This window comes from Corynebacterium sp. SA-MJD20WY100 (genome assembly GCF_039822565.1).
Lineage (GTDB): Bacteria > Actinomycetota > Actinomycetes > Mycobacteriales > Mycobacteriaceae > Corynebacterium > Corynebacterium phoceense_A.
On record NZ_JBCJKS010000027.1, the window covers coordinates 1 to 15,798 of the forward strand.

General features: G+C 62.2%; 13 protein-coding genes. 8 read left to right on the forward strand and 5 right to left on the reverse strand.

Features of this window, described 5'->3' with window-relative positions; all coding sequences use genetic code 11:
• Positions 1–199 precede the first annotated feature (199 nt).
• Together ABJ196_RS11690 and can are read right to left on the reverse strand one after the other, a co-directional pair.
• Complete coding sequence (locus ABJ196_RS11690) at positions 200–763, reverse strand: TetR/AcrR family transcriptional regulator (protein ID WP_257045390.1); 564 nt, start codon at positions 761–763, stop codon at positions 200–202.
• 161 nt (positions 764–924) lie between these two features.
• Positions 925–3,738: an aconitate hydratase gene (can, locus tag ABJ196_RS11695; RefSeq protein ID WP_347307306.1), complete on the reverse strand. Its 2,814-nt coding sequence runs from the start codon at positions 3,736–3,738 to the stop codon at positions 925–927.
• 335 nt (positions 3,739–4,073) lie between these two features.
• Between can and ABJ196_RS11700 the strand changes: the two genes are divergently transcribed.
• The 4 genes from ABJ196_RS11700 (at position 4,074) to ABJ196_RS11715 (ending at position 9,394) form a co-directional block, all read left to right on the forward strand.
• Positions 4,074–4,541, forward strand: a complete 468-nt coding sequence (locus tag ABJ196_RS11700) for a DUF6676 family protein (protein ID WP_347307308.1) — start codon at positions 4,074–4,076, stop codon at positions 4,539–4,541.
• 1,146 nt (positions 4,542–5,687) lie between these two features.
• Positions 5,688–5,840 carry a hypothetical protein gene (locus tag ABJ196_RS11705; RefSeq protein ID WP_347307310.1) on the forward strand — a complete coding sequence of 51 codons (153 nt, stop codon included), beginning with the start codon at positions 5,688–5,690 and terminating at the stop codon, positions 5,838–5,840.
• Positions 5,841–6,209: 369 nt separating this feature from the next.
• Positions 6,210–8,144, forward strand: a complete 1,935-nt coding sequence (locus tag ABJ196_RS11710; protein WP_347307312.1) for an NlpC/P60 family protein — start codon at positions 6,210–6,212, stop codon at positions 8,142–8,144.
• A 182-nt stretch (positions 8,145–8,326) separates the two neighbouring features.
• A complete protein-coding gene (locus ABJ196_RS11715; protein ID WP_347307314.1) occupies positions 8,327–9,394 on the forward strand; it encodes a ferrochelatase in 1,068 nt (355 codons plus the stop codon).
• 77 nt (positions 9,395–9,471) lie between these two features.
• Here ABJ196_RS11715 and ABJ196_RS11720 read toward each other — a convergent pair whose 3' ends face one another.
• On the reverse strand, positions 9,472–10,239 hold the full coding sequence (locus ABJ196_RS11720; RefSeq protein WP_347307316.1) for a hypothetical protein: 768 nt from the start codon (positions 10,237–10,239) through the stop codon (positions 9,472–9,474).
• Positions 10,240–10,273: 34 nt separating this feature from the next.
• Between ABJ196_RS11720 and ABJ196_RS11725 the strand changes: the two genes are divergently transcribed.
• Positions 10,274–11,122 (forward strand): DUF3097 domain-containing protein, encoded by an 849-nt coding sequence (locus ABJ196_RS11725; RefSeq protein ID WP_347307318.1) that lies wholly within the window; start codon positions 10,274–10,276, stop codon positions 11,120–11,122.
• Here ABJ196_RS11725 and ABJ196_RS11730 read toward each other — a convergent pair.
• Positions 11,119–11,718 carry a MarR family transcriptional regulator gene (locus tag ABJ196_RS11730; RefSeq protein ID WP_347307320.1) on the reverse strand — a complete coding sequence of 200 codons (600 nt, stop codon included), beginning with the start codon at positions 11,716–11,718 and terminating at the stop codon, positions 11,119–11,121. The two genes, ABJ196_RS11725 and ABJ196_RS11730, sit on opposite strands and share 4 nt — an antisense overlap.
• A gap of 64 nt (positions 11,719–11,782) precedes the next feature.
• Positions 11,783–12,490, reverse strand: coding sequence for a TVP38/TMEM64 family protein (locus ABJ196_RS11735; protein WP_347307322.1), 708 nt, complete (start codon positions 12,488–12,490; stop codon positions 11,783–11,785).
• A gap of 240 nt (positions 12,491–12,730) precedes the next feature.
• Between ABJ196_RS11735 and ABJ196_RS11740 the strand changes: the two genes are divergently transcribed.
• The 3 genes from ABJ196_RS11740 to ABJ196_RS11750 all read left to right on the forward strand — a co-directional run bounded on the left by ABJ196_RS11740 (position 12,731) and on the right by ABJ196_RS11750 (position 15,543).
• Positions 12,731–14,272, forward strand: a complete 1,542-nt coding sequence (locus tag ABJ196_RS11740) for a molybdopterin-dependent oxidoreductase (RefSeq protein ID WP_347307324.1) — start codon at positions 12,731–12,733, stop codon at positions 14,270–14,272.
• A gap of 88 nt (positions 14,273–14,360) precedes the next feature.
• A complete protein-coding gene (locus tag ABJ196_RS11745) occupies positions 14,361–14,606 on the forward strand; it encodes a hypothetical protein (RefSeq protein ID WP_347307326.1) in 246 nt (81 codons plus the stop codon).
• A gap of 268 nt (positions 14,607–14,874) precedes the next feature.
• Positions 14,875–15,543 (forward strand): VTT domain-containing protein, encoded by a 669-nt coding sequence (locus tag ABJ196_RS11750; RefSeq protein ID WP_347307328.1) that lies wholly within the window; start codon positions 14,875–14,877, stop codon positions 15,541–15,543.
• Positions 15,544–15,798: the final 255 nt, after the last annotated feature.

Below are 15,798 nucleotides of genomic sequence, written 5' to 3' on the forward strand. Positions count from 1 at the left end.
CCAACCTGGACAACATCCTCATGCTGTGCGAATACCACAACATGAAAAAGAGAGACGGCGACATCTACTACAAAGGCTCAGACGGGCGAATCTACAAGCGACGGGAATTCGGACCCGACGTCCCCTGCAACTAACTGAAAACGGGAAAGACCCGCTCCCCACAAGGGGAAGCGGGCAACTCGGCGTGCTTTACGGCGTTTTAGCGCCGCGCACGAATCGTTTGCTCCACAATCGACAGGACTTCTTCAAGGCCTGCTTGGTCACCGCGTGCCAGGCGAGAGATGAAGCCGTCCATGAACGTCTCGAGGTACACCACGAGCGTTTCGATATCGACGTCATCACGCATGCGGCCTTCCTCGCGGTTAGCCTGCAAGCGTGCCCGCACTGCGTCATCAAGGATTTGTTGCTGATCCTTCCACCGGGCACGGAAGCTCGGGTCCGTGCGCAGCATGGACGTGATTTCCAGACGGGTAGCGAGCCAGTCATGGCGCTCAGGGTGCGTGAGCATGTCGCGCATCACCTCAACAAGACCGTTGTTCGCAACCGTCTCGGCCTGGCGGGCAGCATCCTCGCGCGCGAGCGCCAGGAACAACGACTCTTTGTCGCCAAAGTGATGGAAGATAGCGCCGCGGGACTTGCCAGTCGCCTCCTCCAGAAGGCGAACGGTCGCTCCCTCGTAGCCGTGCTGCGCAAAGCACCGGCGGGCGCCCACCAGGATGTCTTGGCGCCTGCGATTGAGTTCGTCGTCGCTAACTATAGGCATAGCCGACTCACGCTCGCTTCCTACAAGTTCAAAAGTTTAGGGAATGAAAGGACGACAAAGGGGCCTTCGTGACCATCGTGCGATGGCCACGCGGCCCCTTCATCTACGTCGGTGTCGCGCACGCCCTGCGCTAGGGCAGGGGTGCACGGCGATGGACGACCTTAGGCCTTGACCATCTGGCGCAGGACGTACTGCAGAATGCCACCGTGACGGTAGTAGTCAGCCTCACCAGGCGTGTCGATGCGGACGGTCGCGTCGAACTCGACCTTCTCGCCAGACTCCTTGGTGGCGGTGACGTGAACCGTCTTCGGTGTGTTGCCGTTGTTCAGCTCCGTGATGCCCTCGATGTCGAAGGTCTCGGTGCCGTCCAAGCCCAGCGACTCGTGGGACTCGCCAGCCGGGAACTGCAGCGGGATAACACCCATGCCGATGAGGTTCGAGCGGTGAATACGCTCGAAGGACTCGGTGATAACGGCCTTGACGCCGAGGAGGATGGTGCCCTTTGCAGCCCAGTCACGGGACGAACCGGTGCCGTACTCCTTACCAGCCAGGACGACCAGCGGGATGTCCGCGGCCTTGTAGTTCTGGCAAGCGTCGAAGATGAAGGCCTGCGGAGCGCCGTCCTGGGTGAAGTCACGGGTGTAGCCACCGGTGACGTCAACCAGCTGGTTAGCCAGGCGGATGTTGGCGAAGGTACCACGCATCATGACCTCGTGGTTACCACGACGGGAACCGAGGGAGTTGTAGTCCTTGCGGGCAACACCGTGCTCGTCGAGGTACTGCGCAGCGGGTGTACCCGGCTTGATGGCGGAAGCGGGGGAGATGTGGTCGGTCGTGACCGAGTCGCCCAGCTTAGCCAGAACGCGAGCGCCGTGGATGTCCTCAACCGGGGCCGGCTCAGCCGGCATACCGTCGAAGTACGGAGCCTTGCGGATGTAGGTGGAGTCCTCATCCCACTCGAAGCGGCCGCCTTCCGGGACTTCCAGGCTGCGCCATGCCTCGGAGCCCTTGTAGACGTCCGCGTAATCCTTCTCGTACATCTCGCGGGAGATGGCCTGCTGGATGGTGTCCTCGATCTCCTCGGAGGAGGGCCAGATGTCCTTGAGGAAGACATCGTTGCCGTCCTGGTCCTGGCCGAGCGGCTGGGTCTCGAAGTCGAAGTCGAGAGTACCGGCGATGGCGTACGCGATGACCATGATCGGGGATGCCAGGTAGTTCATCTTGACATCCGGGGAGATACGGCCTTCGAAGTTACGGTTACCGGACAGGACTGCTGTGGCAGCCAGGTCGTTGTCGTTGATGGCGTCCGAGATCTCCTGCGGCAGCGGACCGGAGTTACCGATGCAGGACGTGCAGCCGAAGCCGGAGAGATAGAAGCCCATGGCCTCGAGATCTTTCCAGAGGTCGGCGCGCTGGAAGTAGCCGTCGACAACCTGGGAGCCCGGAGCACAGATGGTCTTCACCCACGGCTTGGACTTCAGGCCCTTGGCAGCAGCCTTGCGGGCGATGAGGCCGGCACCGACCATGACGGACGGGTTCGAGGTGTTGGTGCAGGAGGTGATGGAGGCGATGGCCACCATACCGTGATCCAGCGTGAACTCGCCGCCGTTCGGAGAGGAAACGACGACTGGGTTGGACTGACGTCCAACGTTGCCCTTGGCTGCAGACTCGCCGTGGCCCTCGCGGGACTTGTTGAGACCGCCGGTGACGTCCTCGAGCGTCTGGTCGCCGCCCTCGGCGCCCATGCGCTTCGCTGCAATGGTGGACTCGTCGACCACAACGTCGCCGGTGGCGTAGGTCGGCAGGTCCTTACGGAACTGCTCCTTAGCCTCGGAGAGGAGGATACGGTCCTGCGGGCGCTTCGGGCCAGCGATGGACGGGACGACGGTGCCGAGGTCGAGCTCAAGGTACTCGGAGTACTTGGCCTCCGGAGCATCCTGCTCGAGCCACATGCCCTGAGCCTTGGCGTAAGCCTCGACGCGGTCGATCTGCTCCTGCGGGCGGCCGGTGAGGGTCAGGTACTTGATGGTCTCTTCGTCGATCGGGAAGATAGCGGCGGTGGAGCCGAACTCCGGCGACATGTTACCGATGGTGGCGCGGTTGGCCAGCGGCACGGACTTGACACCGTTGCCGTAGAACTCGACAAACTTCTGGACAACGCCGTGCTGGCGCAGCATCTCGGTGATGGTGAGAACGACGTCGGTAGCGGTAACGCCCACCGGAATCTCGCCGGTTAGCTTGAAGCCAACAACGCGCGGGATGAGCATGGAGACCGGCTGACCCAGCATGGCAGCTTCGGCCTCGATGCCGCCAACGCCCCAGCCCAGGATGCCCAGGCCGTTTTCCATGGTGGTGTGGGAATCTGTACCAATACAGGTGTCCGGGTATGCGACACCGTCGTTGTCGAAGACGACGCGGGACAGGTACTCGATGTTGACCTGGTGGACAATACCGGTTCCCGGGGGCACAACCTTGAAGTTGGAGAAGTTCTCAGAACCCCAGCGCAGGAACTGGTAGCGCTCGCGGTTGCGCTCGAACTCGATCTCGACGTTCTTCTCCAGAGCCTCGGGGGAGCCAAATGCCTCGGTAATGACGGAGTGGTCAATGACCATCTCGGCCGGGTTGAGCGGGTTAACCTGCTCCGGCTTGCCGCCGAGGGCGACGATGGCCTCACGCATGGTGGCGAGGTCGACCACACAGGGAACGCCGGTGAAGTCCTGCATGAGGACGCGGGCCGGGGTGAACTGGATTTCGGTGTCCGGCTCTGCGTCCGGGTTCCAGTTGGCGAGGGCGTTGATGTGGTCCTTGGTTACGTTCTTGCCGTCCTCGTAGCGCAGCTGGTTCTCAGCAAGCACCTTGAGGGAGTACGGCAGCTTCTCCAGGCCCTCAACCGCGTTGATGTCAAAGTACTCGTAAGACTTTCCGTTGACATCAAGGGTCTTCTTGGCGCCGAAGGAGTTCAGGCTTTCAGTCACAGGGAGCTCCATTCCTTGTTTGTTGAACAGTATGTTCTTGTGAGGCTCTTAAATCGCTCACGATCATTCCGCACTCGTGGAAGGAGTAGCGCTGGGGACAGCGCGCTCCGGGCGCGGATCGACCGAACTGGCGTCTTAAGAAGAACGCGAACGTTCACCCTTCAATACTAGACGGGCGAAGATTCGCCTGCGGGCAACTATAACAGTACGTCCGTTCTGTTTTCATGTTTTCACACTCTTCCGCGCGTCATCCCCGCTCCAATGGGGGTAATCAGGTTAAGTAGAGGGCATCGCGGGTACGCCACGCACCCCGCTCCCATATATAAGGAGAAAAAGTGATCCCGCCCGACGCAGACATCGCCGACCTCTCGCGGCAACTTCACGAAGATTCGGTGGCATACTCCAACGTGGGACTCGCCAACGATCCTGCCCTGCAAGAAACTGTGGCCGGCGCTCTGCAGCCCGGGGAAGGGATAGCGGTCGTCGATATCTATCCCGAGAAGTTCGCCGATCTCCGCGATCTTGCACAGGTGCTCAAAGAAGCCTCCAATCTCGACACCGTGATCGTCCAGGCACCCCAAGGCATTTCAGCCGTGAGCGACTCTCACTCCCGCGCCGCCCTGGAATCCGCGCAACAGGCGGTGGCGCCGGGACTCGATCAGGTCACGGCTTTGAACCAGCTTCACGCTCATCTCGGCACCGCCACCATGTCCGCGGAGTGGCTCATCCTCGGGCTCACCATCATCGCGCTAGCCGGCGCCGCCACGGCCTTCGCGCGCGCCCGCGCCTCCAAAAAGGTCTAATTGCCCCCTCGCGCTCTCCCGCTTGCCGATGCCCCCATCGCACGCCTCGCTTACTCGGCACTGTCCTGCCGCGTTCGGCGGTCGAGAGGCAGCCCGACGCCATGCCGCCGTTCGCGTGCGGGAGCCTCTCCGCACGACACACACTAAGAGCCATCTACGGTCCGGCACTCCACCCCAGCAAGCCGTGTTGTCCGTCGTGCCCCAAGCCACACACGACATCCACCCCAACCCGCGCGCCCGCGTCAGGTCTTACCTCTCCCTACAGAGTCGCATAAATACTTCCTAAACCCGCGGACCCCCGGCGCATCCCTCGAGGAGTGGTACTCAACCCTCCATATGTCGGTCAGATTTCCCGGCAGAAGCTACCCGGAGAGGGCCCACTCCAACTCCGCTGCCTGAGCCCGTGCGCACATCCCCAACTTGAAACAACACCGCGACGCCCATTCCAATGTCGTGACGATTCCAGACCGAATCCACGACATCCACTGCAACGGTTTCAGGACGCCATACTCCAGTCCACTACCGCTCGTACTGCATGCACCGGGAGAGGGGAGGAGGGGCAGACGTCAACCACTAGGGGTTGACGCCACTGCACGTTTTCTTTCAGAAGTGGTTCACTACTCACATAACGTCGCGGACGGCGCCATCTCGGCAGGCACCGAGAGTGTTACGGCACTTTCAACGATCGTGACCAGTGTCACATAACGAATTGATATCGAGATCATTGCAGGTTGAACTCACCTGTGAGTCATGGGGCGCTCCTTGACGCATGTGGCGAATGGGCAAGTAGGTGTACTGGACCCTGTAAGTGACTTAAGCTTTAGGAGTCAACTCGAGAGTTGATTTCTATCTCAGCTACCGCGAGAGGGGTATCCAGACCCAATATCGACAACGCACGGGCATGTGGGGAAGCAGGCCGAGAGCGTCACGAAGTTCGATGGGGAAGGGCCCACACGGGGTGGAGGAGCAGGAGTCGCTTGACGGTTGGCAGCACTGTGTTCGTTTAAGTTCTTCTATTCAGAAACACGCATCTGTGTGACTGGGGCGAGGATGTGATCACGGCGAGCCACATCGGGCTGCGTGTTCCACGCGCTTGGGCGTCCAACCCCGCGGGGAAGGCCGTCTGGGGCCCGGCTCTGGCGTACCGTGACTGCATTCCCGCAACTCCACGAGTCCGGTTACTCGCACCGCCACGCGCGGCGCGTGGGCAACCGGAAGGAGAACGCAGACGATGACGGATGCTCGCATACCTTCTGGAAGGCCGTGCTCCACGGACGCTCCCAGCGTTCGCAGCCCTGAAATGGTCTGCAGCCGGGAACCACTCCGCGGCAAAGGTCTACCAGATGTCCCGACGGGAGTTTCCACCCGCCGGGGCGCTCGCATACGGCGGGAGAGTCGGTCCTCGATGACCGTCGAGGCGCTCTGTCGCCGGCGTGAGCATAGGTGTGTGCGACATCCTCGTCACTGCGGCGTCTCCTGGGTCCCGGGCATTTCTATGTCTTGTGCGAATTGACATAGGGTGCCCAGGGCTTGACTCGTGGTGCGTATCTCGCAGTCCTTGTGGGCTCGCGGGAGTCTCAGTCATACCCGACGCCGGGATCGGCGCGCCTTTATCCGTCAGTGCGGGCGCGCTCAAGGCGAGGGGAAGGTGCGTAGAGGAGTTACCTCGTGGCCACCACCTTGACGGCCGACACGCGTCGGCGTTCCATTGGCGGGCGTTTCCGCCTGCGTTCCTACCTCGCCGCTGCTGCATGCACGGCGAGCTTGTCTACCATTGCTCCGCTGGCTCCTGCCGTAGCGCAGGAGAAGTCGCTCACCATCGAAGACCTCACCGCCGCCTTCAAGGGCGGAAAGGGCTCCGTTGCTGACCTTGCTGGCGCCATCGCCGGAGTCCAGGGCGAGATTGCGCGCCTGGAGGCTGAAATCGGCCAGCGTCGAGAGGCCGTTAACCGCGCCCTCGTCGATCTTCAGGACGCTCGCACCGAGCTGGCGCAAGCCAAGCGCGGAGCTTCGACGGCGCGCACGCAGCTTGATGATGCGCAGTCCGCCGTGGAGAAGGCACAAGAGCGCCTCAACGAACTGTCGCGCACGGCGTACCGTCGCTCGACAGCCTCGGAATCCGTTGCCACCGCCGCTGGTGGCGACGCACGCGAGAAGATGCTGCAGCGCCAGTCGTACCTGCGCTCGCAGGCGGACTCCCAGAAGGAAGTCGTCGATCAGCTCGAACAGGAGCGCACCGAGAAGGCCAACAAAGAGTCGCAGCTGCGCAAGGCTGAGGAACTCGCGGCAGCCCGTGAGCAGCGCGCGGCAGACGCCGAGGCTCAGGCCCGGGCCATCCTGGGGTCGAGCCAAAGCGCGGTCGAGGAAGCCATGAGCGAACGCTCGACCCTCGTTGCGCAGCAGGAAGAAGCCCAGGCTGCTCTCGATGCCGCTCGCGGCTCCCGCGCCCGCACGAATGCAGGCGCCTCCGGCCCGTCTGCGACGAACGGCACGCAAGCAACCCAAGCGGCGCGAGCAACGCAAGGTAATCAAGGGGCCAAAGAAACTGTTGGGAACTCCAACGATTCGACATCCCAGCCCTCGACGGGGGCGTCGACCACCGCGTCTGACACCGCGTCGGGCTCCGACACCAATACCGTGACCACGTCTGCTGCAGGGGAAGGCACGCATCCCACCGTCACGGCACCGACGCAGGATTCCTCGCTCGCCGCCACGGAGCCGACAACCACTGGCACGATTGACCAGCAGTCCGGCACCACAGACGCCTCTGACACGACGACACAGACCGTCGAGGCGCTAACGGAAATGAGCTCGCAGAACGCCGCACAGGGCGGCGCTACCGAACAGGGCTCTAGCGTTGATGGACAAACACTTGCTGTGGCGGGAGGCGTCTTCGGCGCGGCAGCCGCCATGGTTGCGGCCTCGCAGCCAGATCACACGGCATTTGCCCAGGGCAGCTCCTTCGACGAGGGACAGCTCTCCGCCATCCAGAACACGCTCACGGCCGTCTCTGACGCATTTAACGAACAGAACAAGGCCGGGGAAACTGGCGCGGTGACCAACGCGGCATCGGGAGCAGATAGCGACCTTGTGGGCGACCTGGACGGCGTCCTCGAGTCGCTGGATACGACGCAGTCCATCACGGAGAAGGCGTCCGCTGCGGTGGCCAGCCAGGGCACCGATGCTCGCATCGAAGCCGTCATCGCGCGTGCGATGTCGCAGGTGGGCACCCCGTATGCATGGGGTGGCGGCGACGCCAACGGCCCAACCAAGGGCATCCGCGACGGCGGCGTGGCCGATAGCTTCGGCGACTACAACAAGGTGGGCTTCGACTGCTCCGGCCTCACGCTCTACGCGTTCTCGGCCGCGGGCATCTCGCTGCCGCACTACACCGGCTACCAGTACAACCAGGGCACAAAGGTGGATCCGAGCGAAATGAAGCGCGGCGACCTCATCTTCTACGGTCCGGGAGGCGGCCAGCACGTAGCCATCTACCTGGGCGACGGCACGATGATTGAGGCTCCGGAGTCGGGCAGCACGGTCCGGGTCTCGCCGGTGCGCTATGGCGGCATGGCGCCGTACGCGGTGCGCCTCATCGGCTAAGCCAACTTCTCACCTTAAGTCCGAAGTCTCGGACGTGTGCGTGGTGAGAACAGGGGAGATGCGCCCCCATCATGAGCTAGATCTGCCCTTTTCGCCTTGAGTCGCAGATCACGCTGACCAATTCCGGTCCCCATCGTCAAGGCAACCAAGATCTCCAACCTTTGGTTGGTAGGGTCACTGGTATGACTGACGCACACACTCATGCCGGTGATTATGACGCCCTCCTCGTTCTTTCTTTCGGTGGCCCGGAAGGAAACGAGGAGGTCGTTCCCTTTCTTGAAAACGTCACGCGCGGCCGCGGCATCCCGCGCGAGCGACTCAAGGTCGTGGGCAAGCACTACTTCCACTTTGACGGCGTAAGCCCACTCAATGGCTTAAACCGCGAGCTCATTGCTCATATCGAGGCTGAGCTCGCCGCGCGCGGACTGGACCTGCCGGTCTTCTTTGGCAACCGCAACTGGCACCCGTTTGGCACCGAGGCCGTGGACGAGCTCACCGCAGCGGGCAAGACCAACGTCCTGGTCTTCGCCACATCCGCCTGGGGCGGCTACTCGGCGTGCCGGCAGTATGACGAGGACATCGTCAAGCTGCGCGAGTATGCGGCAGAGAAGGGCTACCCGGAGATTCGCTTTACCAAGCTGCGCCAGTTCTTCGACCACCCGAAGTTCATCGCGGAAATGGCCGCTGGAGTGCGCGAAGGCTTTGCCAAGCTGTCCGATGCCCGCCTTGTTTTCACCGCTCATTCCATCCCCACCGCGCACGACGCGGCCGGGGGAGCAGAAGGTGATAAGAACCTCTACTCACGCCAGGTCGCCGAGGCCGCACGTCTCATCGCGGATGCCGCCGGCGTCGAGGACTATGACCTGGTGTGGAACTCGCGCTCGGGCAATCCCGCGACGCCGTGGCTCGAACCCGACGTCGTCGACCACATGGAAGCGCTCGCGGAGCAGGGTGCAAAGCAGCTCGTCGTGTGTCCGGTCGGCTTCATCTCGGACCACATGGAGGTCGTGTGGGACCTCGACACCGAGCTCGTCGCTGCGGCGAAAGAGAAGGGCGTGGAGATCTACCGCACGCGGACCGCGGGGCCGAGCGACGCGTTCTCCTCGATGGTCGTGGACCTCATCGAAGAGCTTGTCACCGACCGCCAGCCGGAGGGGCTGGGCACGGTCACCGTGCAGGGCTGCACAGTCAATGGTGCGCCGTGCGCTGAGGGATGTTGCGATATCTGGAGTCTCCACAAGCCTCATTAAGTCAAGCTAAATATATTGACTAGCGACGAGAGGAACCCTTAAATCAAGGCAAATGACTTGATTTAAGGGTTTTCGCGTCAGCGGCCGAAGTCGGCGACGGCGTAGGCGACGCCGGCCATGCGGGCATGTCTGATGTGGCGCCAGAGGCGGAGCAGTTGCGGGTCAAGCGAGTGTTCCTGGAGGCGATCCGTGACGGTCTCGATGATGGCGGCGACGCGGTCTGCGCGGGCGAAGAGTCTGGCGGCGCGGGGCGGGGTGGCATCGGGAAGCCCGGGCGTGTCGTAGAAGTCGGAGAGGGCGCCGACGGTGAGCCGCGGATTGGGCACATCCTTTGTGACATAATCTAGCCCCTCAATGATGCGGGCGGATTCCTCGGTCGCTTGGGCAAGCAATGCGTCGGCCTCGCCGGGACTGAGCCACGCGGGCGCGGGCAGCGGCTGCGTCTCTTCGATGAGCTGCCATTGGGTGTAATTGGGGCCCGCATGGGGCACGAGCACGAGATGGACGCTCGGGTCGGCGGTCCGCACGACGATAGCGCCGGCCGGGCTCGCGCTGGCTGCGGCGGCGGATGTGGTGCCGGCGGGCAAGGCGGGCGGCTCGCCGGGGCCCGAGAGCACGAGCCGGAGGACAGGCTCGCCAGGACCCTGGCCGAGGAGGGCATCGGTGGCGGCGCGCAGGCGAGCAAGGATATCGCTGAACGCGGCGGAGCCGTAAGCCTCGGGGTAACCGCCGAGCTGCGTCAGCGCGTCAATGAGCTCGTCCGCGGGCTCGTGGCCGTGGAGCCACGCTCCGAGCCAGACGGCAGAATTTTGCAGTGGAGACCAGACGTCGGCGCGCATATCCATAACACGGGCAGTGTAATAGATAGACTGTCCCGCTATGAGCTTTGATTCCCGCGATCCCTACGGTGGAGACATTCTGGCAGGCCACAAGCGCACGCGCCCGAAAGAGTACCCGGTCGTGCCCGCAGAACCGGGCATGGTCGTCGAGGTTGTCGGCGATGACTTCGTCGGCGCCGTCATGGGCGTGGACAAGACCGTTTACGGCCAGGTCATCCGCTTGGAGGACCGCCACGGCGTGGAGCGCGTCTTCAATCTCGTGCCGGGCGGATTCCGGCTCGAAGGTCAGCAAGTGACACTCACGCGCTACGTGCCGAAGCAGGCGCCGCGTAAGTCGAACTCCGGCTCGCGTCGCGTGGAGAATGTCGAGGCGAAGGTCATCGCGCCGTCGCGCATCTGGGTCGAGGGTGTGCATGACGCCGCCATCGTGGAGAAAATCTGGGGTCACGACCTGCGCGTCGAGGGCGTCGCCGTGGAGTATCTCGAGGGCCTCGACAACCTGGAGGAACGCCTCGCCGAGTTCCAGCCGGGCCCGGGACGACGCGTGGGCGTGCTCGCCGACCACTTGGTGAAGGGGTCGAGAGAGACGCGCATGACGCAGGCGCTGGGGCCGGACGTTCTCGTTACAGGACACCCGTTTATCGATATTTGGGCGGCGGTGAAGCCGGCGCGCGTGGGGCTCAAGGCATGGCCCGACGTGCCCTACGGCGAGGACTGGAAGACCGGTATCTGCCAGCGCGTGGGCTGGTCTGATCCCAAGGATGGGTGGCGCCGCGTCTACAACGCGGTGCACAGCTTCCGCGATGTAGATTCCTCGCTCATCGGGGCGGTGGAGCGGCTCGTCGACTTCGTGACGACGCCGGAGCTGCGGAAGGAAGACCTGCTCTAGGCTGGCTTATTTGCGCGTTCCATGACGTTGATGGCAAGCTGCCAGCCCGCCGTTTCTGCGGCCCAGCCCGCGGCTTGGAGGCGCTGGGACATGGCCTGCTTGGAGATGCCGAGCTCGGCTGCCGCCTCATTCTGGTTGAGACCGCCGCGCACGAGGGCCGTGGCCTCGCGGCCTTCGATGGTGCGCTTGTGCAGCACGTAGCCGAGCAAGGCGAAGACTGCTGCGATGTCCGAAGCCTCCGATGCGCGGCCGCGCGCGCCGATCTTCGCGTAGACCTGCGCCGGGCGTGCGTTCTTGGGCAGGGATGCGGTGGCTGTCGCGCGGGTCGTGGCTTCATCCTCGGCGGCGCCAGCGTCAGCGCTCGGGGCGAGCGAGGGGGTCACGCCGATACCGATGGCCCAATCACCGTCAGCGAGCAGGGCCATGACGACGTCGCACACGCTGTGTGCCGAGTCGACGATGGCGCAGATGTCTTCGACTCCGAGCATCTCAAACTCGCCGACACCGTCGAGCGTCGCGAGCGCCTCCGCAGAGCGCTGAACGAGCTGGGCGCGGCGCACAGAACGGCCGCGATAACGGGCATGGACGGCAAGCATGATTCCTTGACTTTCTTTCGGACAGGACGAGAAACTGCGCTTAAGTCTAGCCTTTTGACTTGATTTAGGGAAGTTCGCGGGCAATCTTAGCGTCGAGCACGAGACCTGCGATGCCGACGGCGGCGAGGACAACGGTGACTGTGATGACCCAGGGGTTGGGTCCCGTGGTGAGCGTCTCACCAAAGAACACGCCCATCGCCGTGGTAGGGATGGACCCCAGCGCGGTCGCCAGGAGGAACTGAAGAAAGGGCACGGGTGTGAGCGCCGCGGCATAGTTCAAGATAGAGAAGGGCACGCCCGCGACCATGCGCAGACTCGCGATGGCGAACCACCCGCGGCGCTCCAAGTGCGCATTGAGCTTGAAGACCGCCGGATGCACGAGCCGCGGGCGCATCCAGTCTCCGAGCAGGCGCCGCACCACGAGGAAAGACATTGCCGCGGAAACGGTGAGGGCCGTGAGCGCGAGAAGTAAGCCTTCGACTGGGCCGAAAAGGATTCCGGCGGCGACCGTCCAGATAGTGCGGGGCAAGGGGAATAACGTAAACGTGACATAACCCAGCCAGAAGACAATGGGGAACCAGGGATCCAAACGTGTCGCCCAGGAACGCAAGGTCGAGAGATCAGGAACGTCCACGAAGACGATAAAAGCAACGACAATACCCAGGATTATCGCAGCCTGAAGCCAACGTTTCAGGCTCCAGCCTTGGATGGTGCGGGCGGCATCGGCAAGCACGGTGCGCACAAAGTCTGCAAGCTGCCGTTGTTTCTTCACGGTCACTGAGCTTAATGCACGCGTAAGGGTACGGATACGGCGGCGCGCGGCGATGCATACCAGTGTCTACTTCATCACTCAGGTTTCGCTAAGCGTAGCGAATACGTGCTGCTCAGAGTGCTGGCCTTACCGGCAACTCTGAGCGGCATATCTTTAATCCGGATTTCTTCGTATTTTTTACTTAGCATCTGGCAACATAAGTCTTATAACTTTCTCGATCTACTATCTTAAGGAACCCCCATGGATTACCTCCTTGCCTTGGGAGATAACCCCGACTATCCGCTGTGGCTGCGCGCGACGCACCTCATCAACTTCATCTTGATGGGCATGCTGCTGCGTTCGGGTTGGGAAATTCTCTCTTCCCTTCCGCGCCTGTGGTGGCGCAGCGACTGCGCCCCCGGAACCGAGTGGCTCAAGTTCACCAAGCGTGAACTGCCGAAGGAAGAGGGCGTCTACACCTCGCTCATGGATGAGAAGTCCATGTCGCCGCTGCTCGCCCTGCCGGGTCGCGAGAACATCGGTCTGGGCCGTCACTGGCACGGCCTGTCCGTGATGCTCTGGGTGCTCAACGGCTTTGTCTATGTCGTCCTGCTCTTCGCCACTGGTCTGTGGCGCCGCATCGTCCCGACGTCCTGGGACATTATTCCTGAAGCGTGGAACTCTTTGCTTACGTACTTAAGCTTTAAGACGCCGGACCTGGCTTTGTTCGACCCGTACGACGCACTCCAGCAGCTCGCATACTTCGCGGTCGTCTTCCTTATCGCTCCGTTCATGATGGTCACCGGCGCGGCCATGTCGCCGGCGCTGCGCGAGAAGTTCCCGCGCTTCTTCAAGTTCATTGGTGGCCACCAGAAGGCACGTTCGCTGCACTTCATCGGCATGGTCATGATGTGCATGTTTATCATCATCCACGTCTTCCTCGTCTTCTTCGTCCACCGCGAGCACAACATGGTGCACATGGTCTTCGGGGACGTCACACCGGAGCGCTACGCCCAGGCGTTTACGACGATGGTCATCACCATCGGCGTGGTCATTATCTTTTGGATCAGCCTGTCCTACTGGACGCTCGCGGACCGCGCCCGCGCACACCGCTTCGTCGTGGCCTTCACCGAGATCGGCCGCAAGATCTTCCTCAACTGGCTGCGCCCGTCCGCAGCGACGCAGAAGGTCTACACCGAGCGCGATATCTCCGAGTTCCATTGGACTAACGGCCTGCCGCCTACGGAAGAGGAGTCCCCGGAGTGGACCGCGTTCCGCAACAACGACTTCAAGGACTACGCCATTGAAGTGGCCGACGACGTCAACGGTGTCTCGAAGACCATCACGCTCGACGATCTGCGCGCGCTGCCACAGCACTCCTTCATCGCAACCCACACCTGCATGCAGGGTTGGTCCGCAACGTCCCGCTGGGCTGGCCCGCTGATTAAGGATGTGCTCGCACTCCTCGGCGAGCGCCCGGCGGGCGCGCACTACGTCATGGTTGAGTCCTACGGCCTGGCGCAGAAGATGTATGACAACCGTCCGCGCGAGCCGTTCTACGCCTGCTTCGACATCGACACGGCGATGGAGGATCACTCGATTCTCGCCATTAGCCGCAACGACCATCCGGTAGATATCCACTTGGGTGCCCCTGTGCGTGCTCGCGTCGAATCTAACCACGGCTACAAGGCCGTGAAGTGGGTTTCCAAGATCGCATGGATCGCCGATTACAAGGAAATTGGCGACGGTCGCGGCGGCACCCGTGAGGATTCCGCGCTGCAGGCTTTCAACGGCCGCATCTAATAGTCGGCCCGCGAATTGCCGCCGTTCCCGCACCTGCGGGGGCGGCGTTGCCGTCTTTTTCTACGGCTAGACGTGTAGAATTTCCGTCATGTCGATTATTGTTTCCACTCATTACAAGGTCACCGGCGTCCACGACGACAATGACGTGCGCAAGGCGCTACAGTCCCTCTACGATATTTTCGCTGAGCACGGTCTGGGCCAGGCGACTTTCGAAATCCGTGCGCAGGACGATGTCAAGCTCATTATCAAGCACAAGGATGACGTCATCCCCAATGTCGCCGAGATGAATAAGGCCCTGGCGTCCGCGGGCAACTACGAAATCGTCTCGCGCTAACGACACATTACTTAAACGCAGAACATTGCCGCCGGTGACGGCGGCAATTCTTTTAGGCGGCCGTGAACTTCCTGGCAATATCGGGGGCATGCGCGTATGGGTTAGGTTCGCACGGCGGGGAAGAGGATACTTGAAGAAACGCATTACTCGTCGCTGCAGCGGCGAGTTCATTCGGCGCCCGTGAGGACGCAGCCGCGCTCCGGGGCTTGTGCATCCGGGGTCACGCGTCCTGGGCCTTCTTCAATCCCTAAAGGTGGATGCACCAGCCATGTCAAACCTCACCTCCTACCTCGACGCCGCGACGTTGCTCGAGGCTTTTGGCCCTTGGGTCATCGCCGGCATCGCGCTCGTCGTCTTCATTGAATCCGGTGTCCTGTTCCCGTTCCTGCCCGGCGACTCGCTGCTTGTTACGGCAGCCGTGCTGCGGGAACAACTCAACGTCTCCATTTGGGCTCTGCTTGCGGTAGGCTTCGTCGCCGCATTCCTGGGCGATCAGGTGGGCTTCTGGCTGGGCCACAAGTTTGGGCGCAAGCTCTTCAAGGCTGACGCCCGCGTGCTCAAGCTTCAGTATCTTCACGCGGCCGAAGACTTCTTTGCCAAGCACGGGCCGGCAGCGCTCGTGCTGGGGCGCTTCGTGCCCATCGTGCGCACGTACGTCCCCGTCGCAGCGGGCACGGCGCAGATGCCGTACCGCCACTTCATTGGCTGGAACGTCACGGGCGCCGCTTTGTGGGTGCTGTCCATGAACTTGGTGGGAGTCTTCCTGGGCAATATTCCGGGCATTGCAGACTCGATCGAAAAGATCATGCTCCTTATTATTTTCATCTCAGTCGCGCCGATCTTCATCAAGGCGCTGTACGAGCGCCACAAATTAAAGAAACGCGCCACCATCATGGAGGAAACTCCCGCCGTACACAGCGATAATGCTGCACACTAAGCATCAGCTTATGCCCACAACCGGACGCCGCCGTGGTGTCCGGTTGCGTTAGTTTTCACGCGTTGTCGCCGGAGAATGAACACGATGACAGGGGGAGAAGCTGCCTTGATCGGGGTGCCAATGTGTATTTACGGAATGTCCTTATTAATCTGAATCACACCTGTTCTGCACCGGTGAGGTGTGGCATAAGGAGCGTTACGGCGCTGGCCGCAACTGTGGCCAAAGGAAAGTTCTGAATCGATCAAGGTCGTCCAA

Excerpts from the sequence above, each read along its gene's own strand:
- ABJ196_RS11690 (WP_257045390.1), bottom strand. The coding sequence starts at position 763 with ATGCCTATAGTTAGCGACGACGAACTCAATCGCAGGCGCCAAGACATC.
- ABJ196_RS11715 (WP_347307314.1), top strand. The coding sequence starts at position 8,327 with ATGACTGACGCACACACTCATGCCGGTGATTATGACGCCCTCCTCGTT.
- ABJ196_RS11720 (WP_347307316.1), bottom strand. The coding sequence starts at position 10,239 with ATGGATATGCGCGCCGACGTCTGGTCTCCACTGCAAAATTCTGCCGTC.
- ABJ196_RS11725 (WP_347307318.1), top strand. The coding sequence starts at position 10,274 with ATGAGCTTTGATTCCCGCGATCCCTACGGTGGAGACATTCTGGCAGGC.
- ABJ196_RS11730 (WP_347307320.1), bottom strand. The coding sequence starts at position 11,718 with ATGCTTGCCGTCCATGCCCGTTATCGCGGCCGTTCTGTGCGCCGCGCC.
- ABJ196_RS11740 (WP_347307324.1), top strand. The coding sequence starts at position 12,731 with ATGGATTACCTCCTTGCCTTGGGAGATAACCCCGACTATCCGCTGTGG.
- ABJ196_RS11745 (WP_347307326.1), top strand. The coding sequence starts at position 14,361 with ATGTCGATTATTGTTTCCACTCATTACAAGGTCACCGGCGTCCACGAC.
- ABJ196_RS11750 (WP_347307328.1), top strand. The coding sequence starts at position 14,875 with ATGTCAAACCTCACCTCCTACCTCGACGCCGCGACGTTGCTCGAGGCT.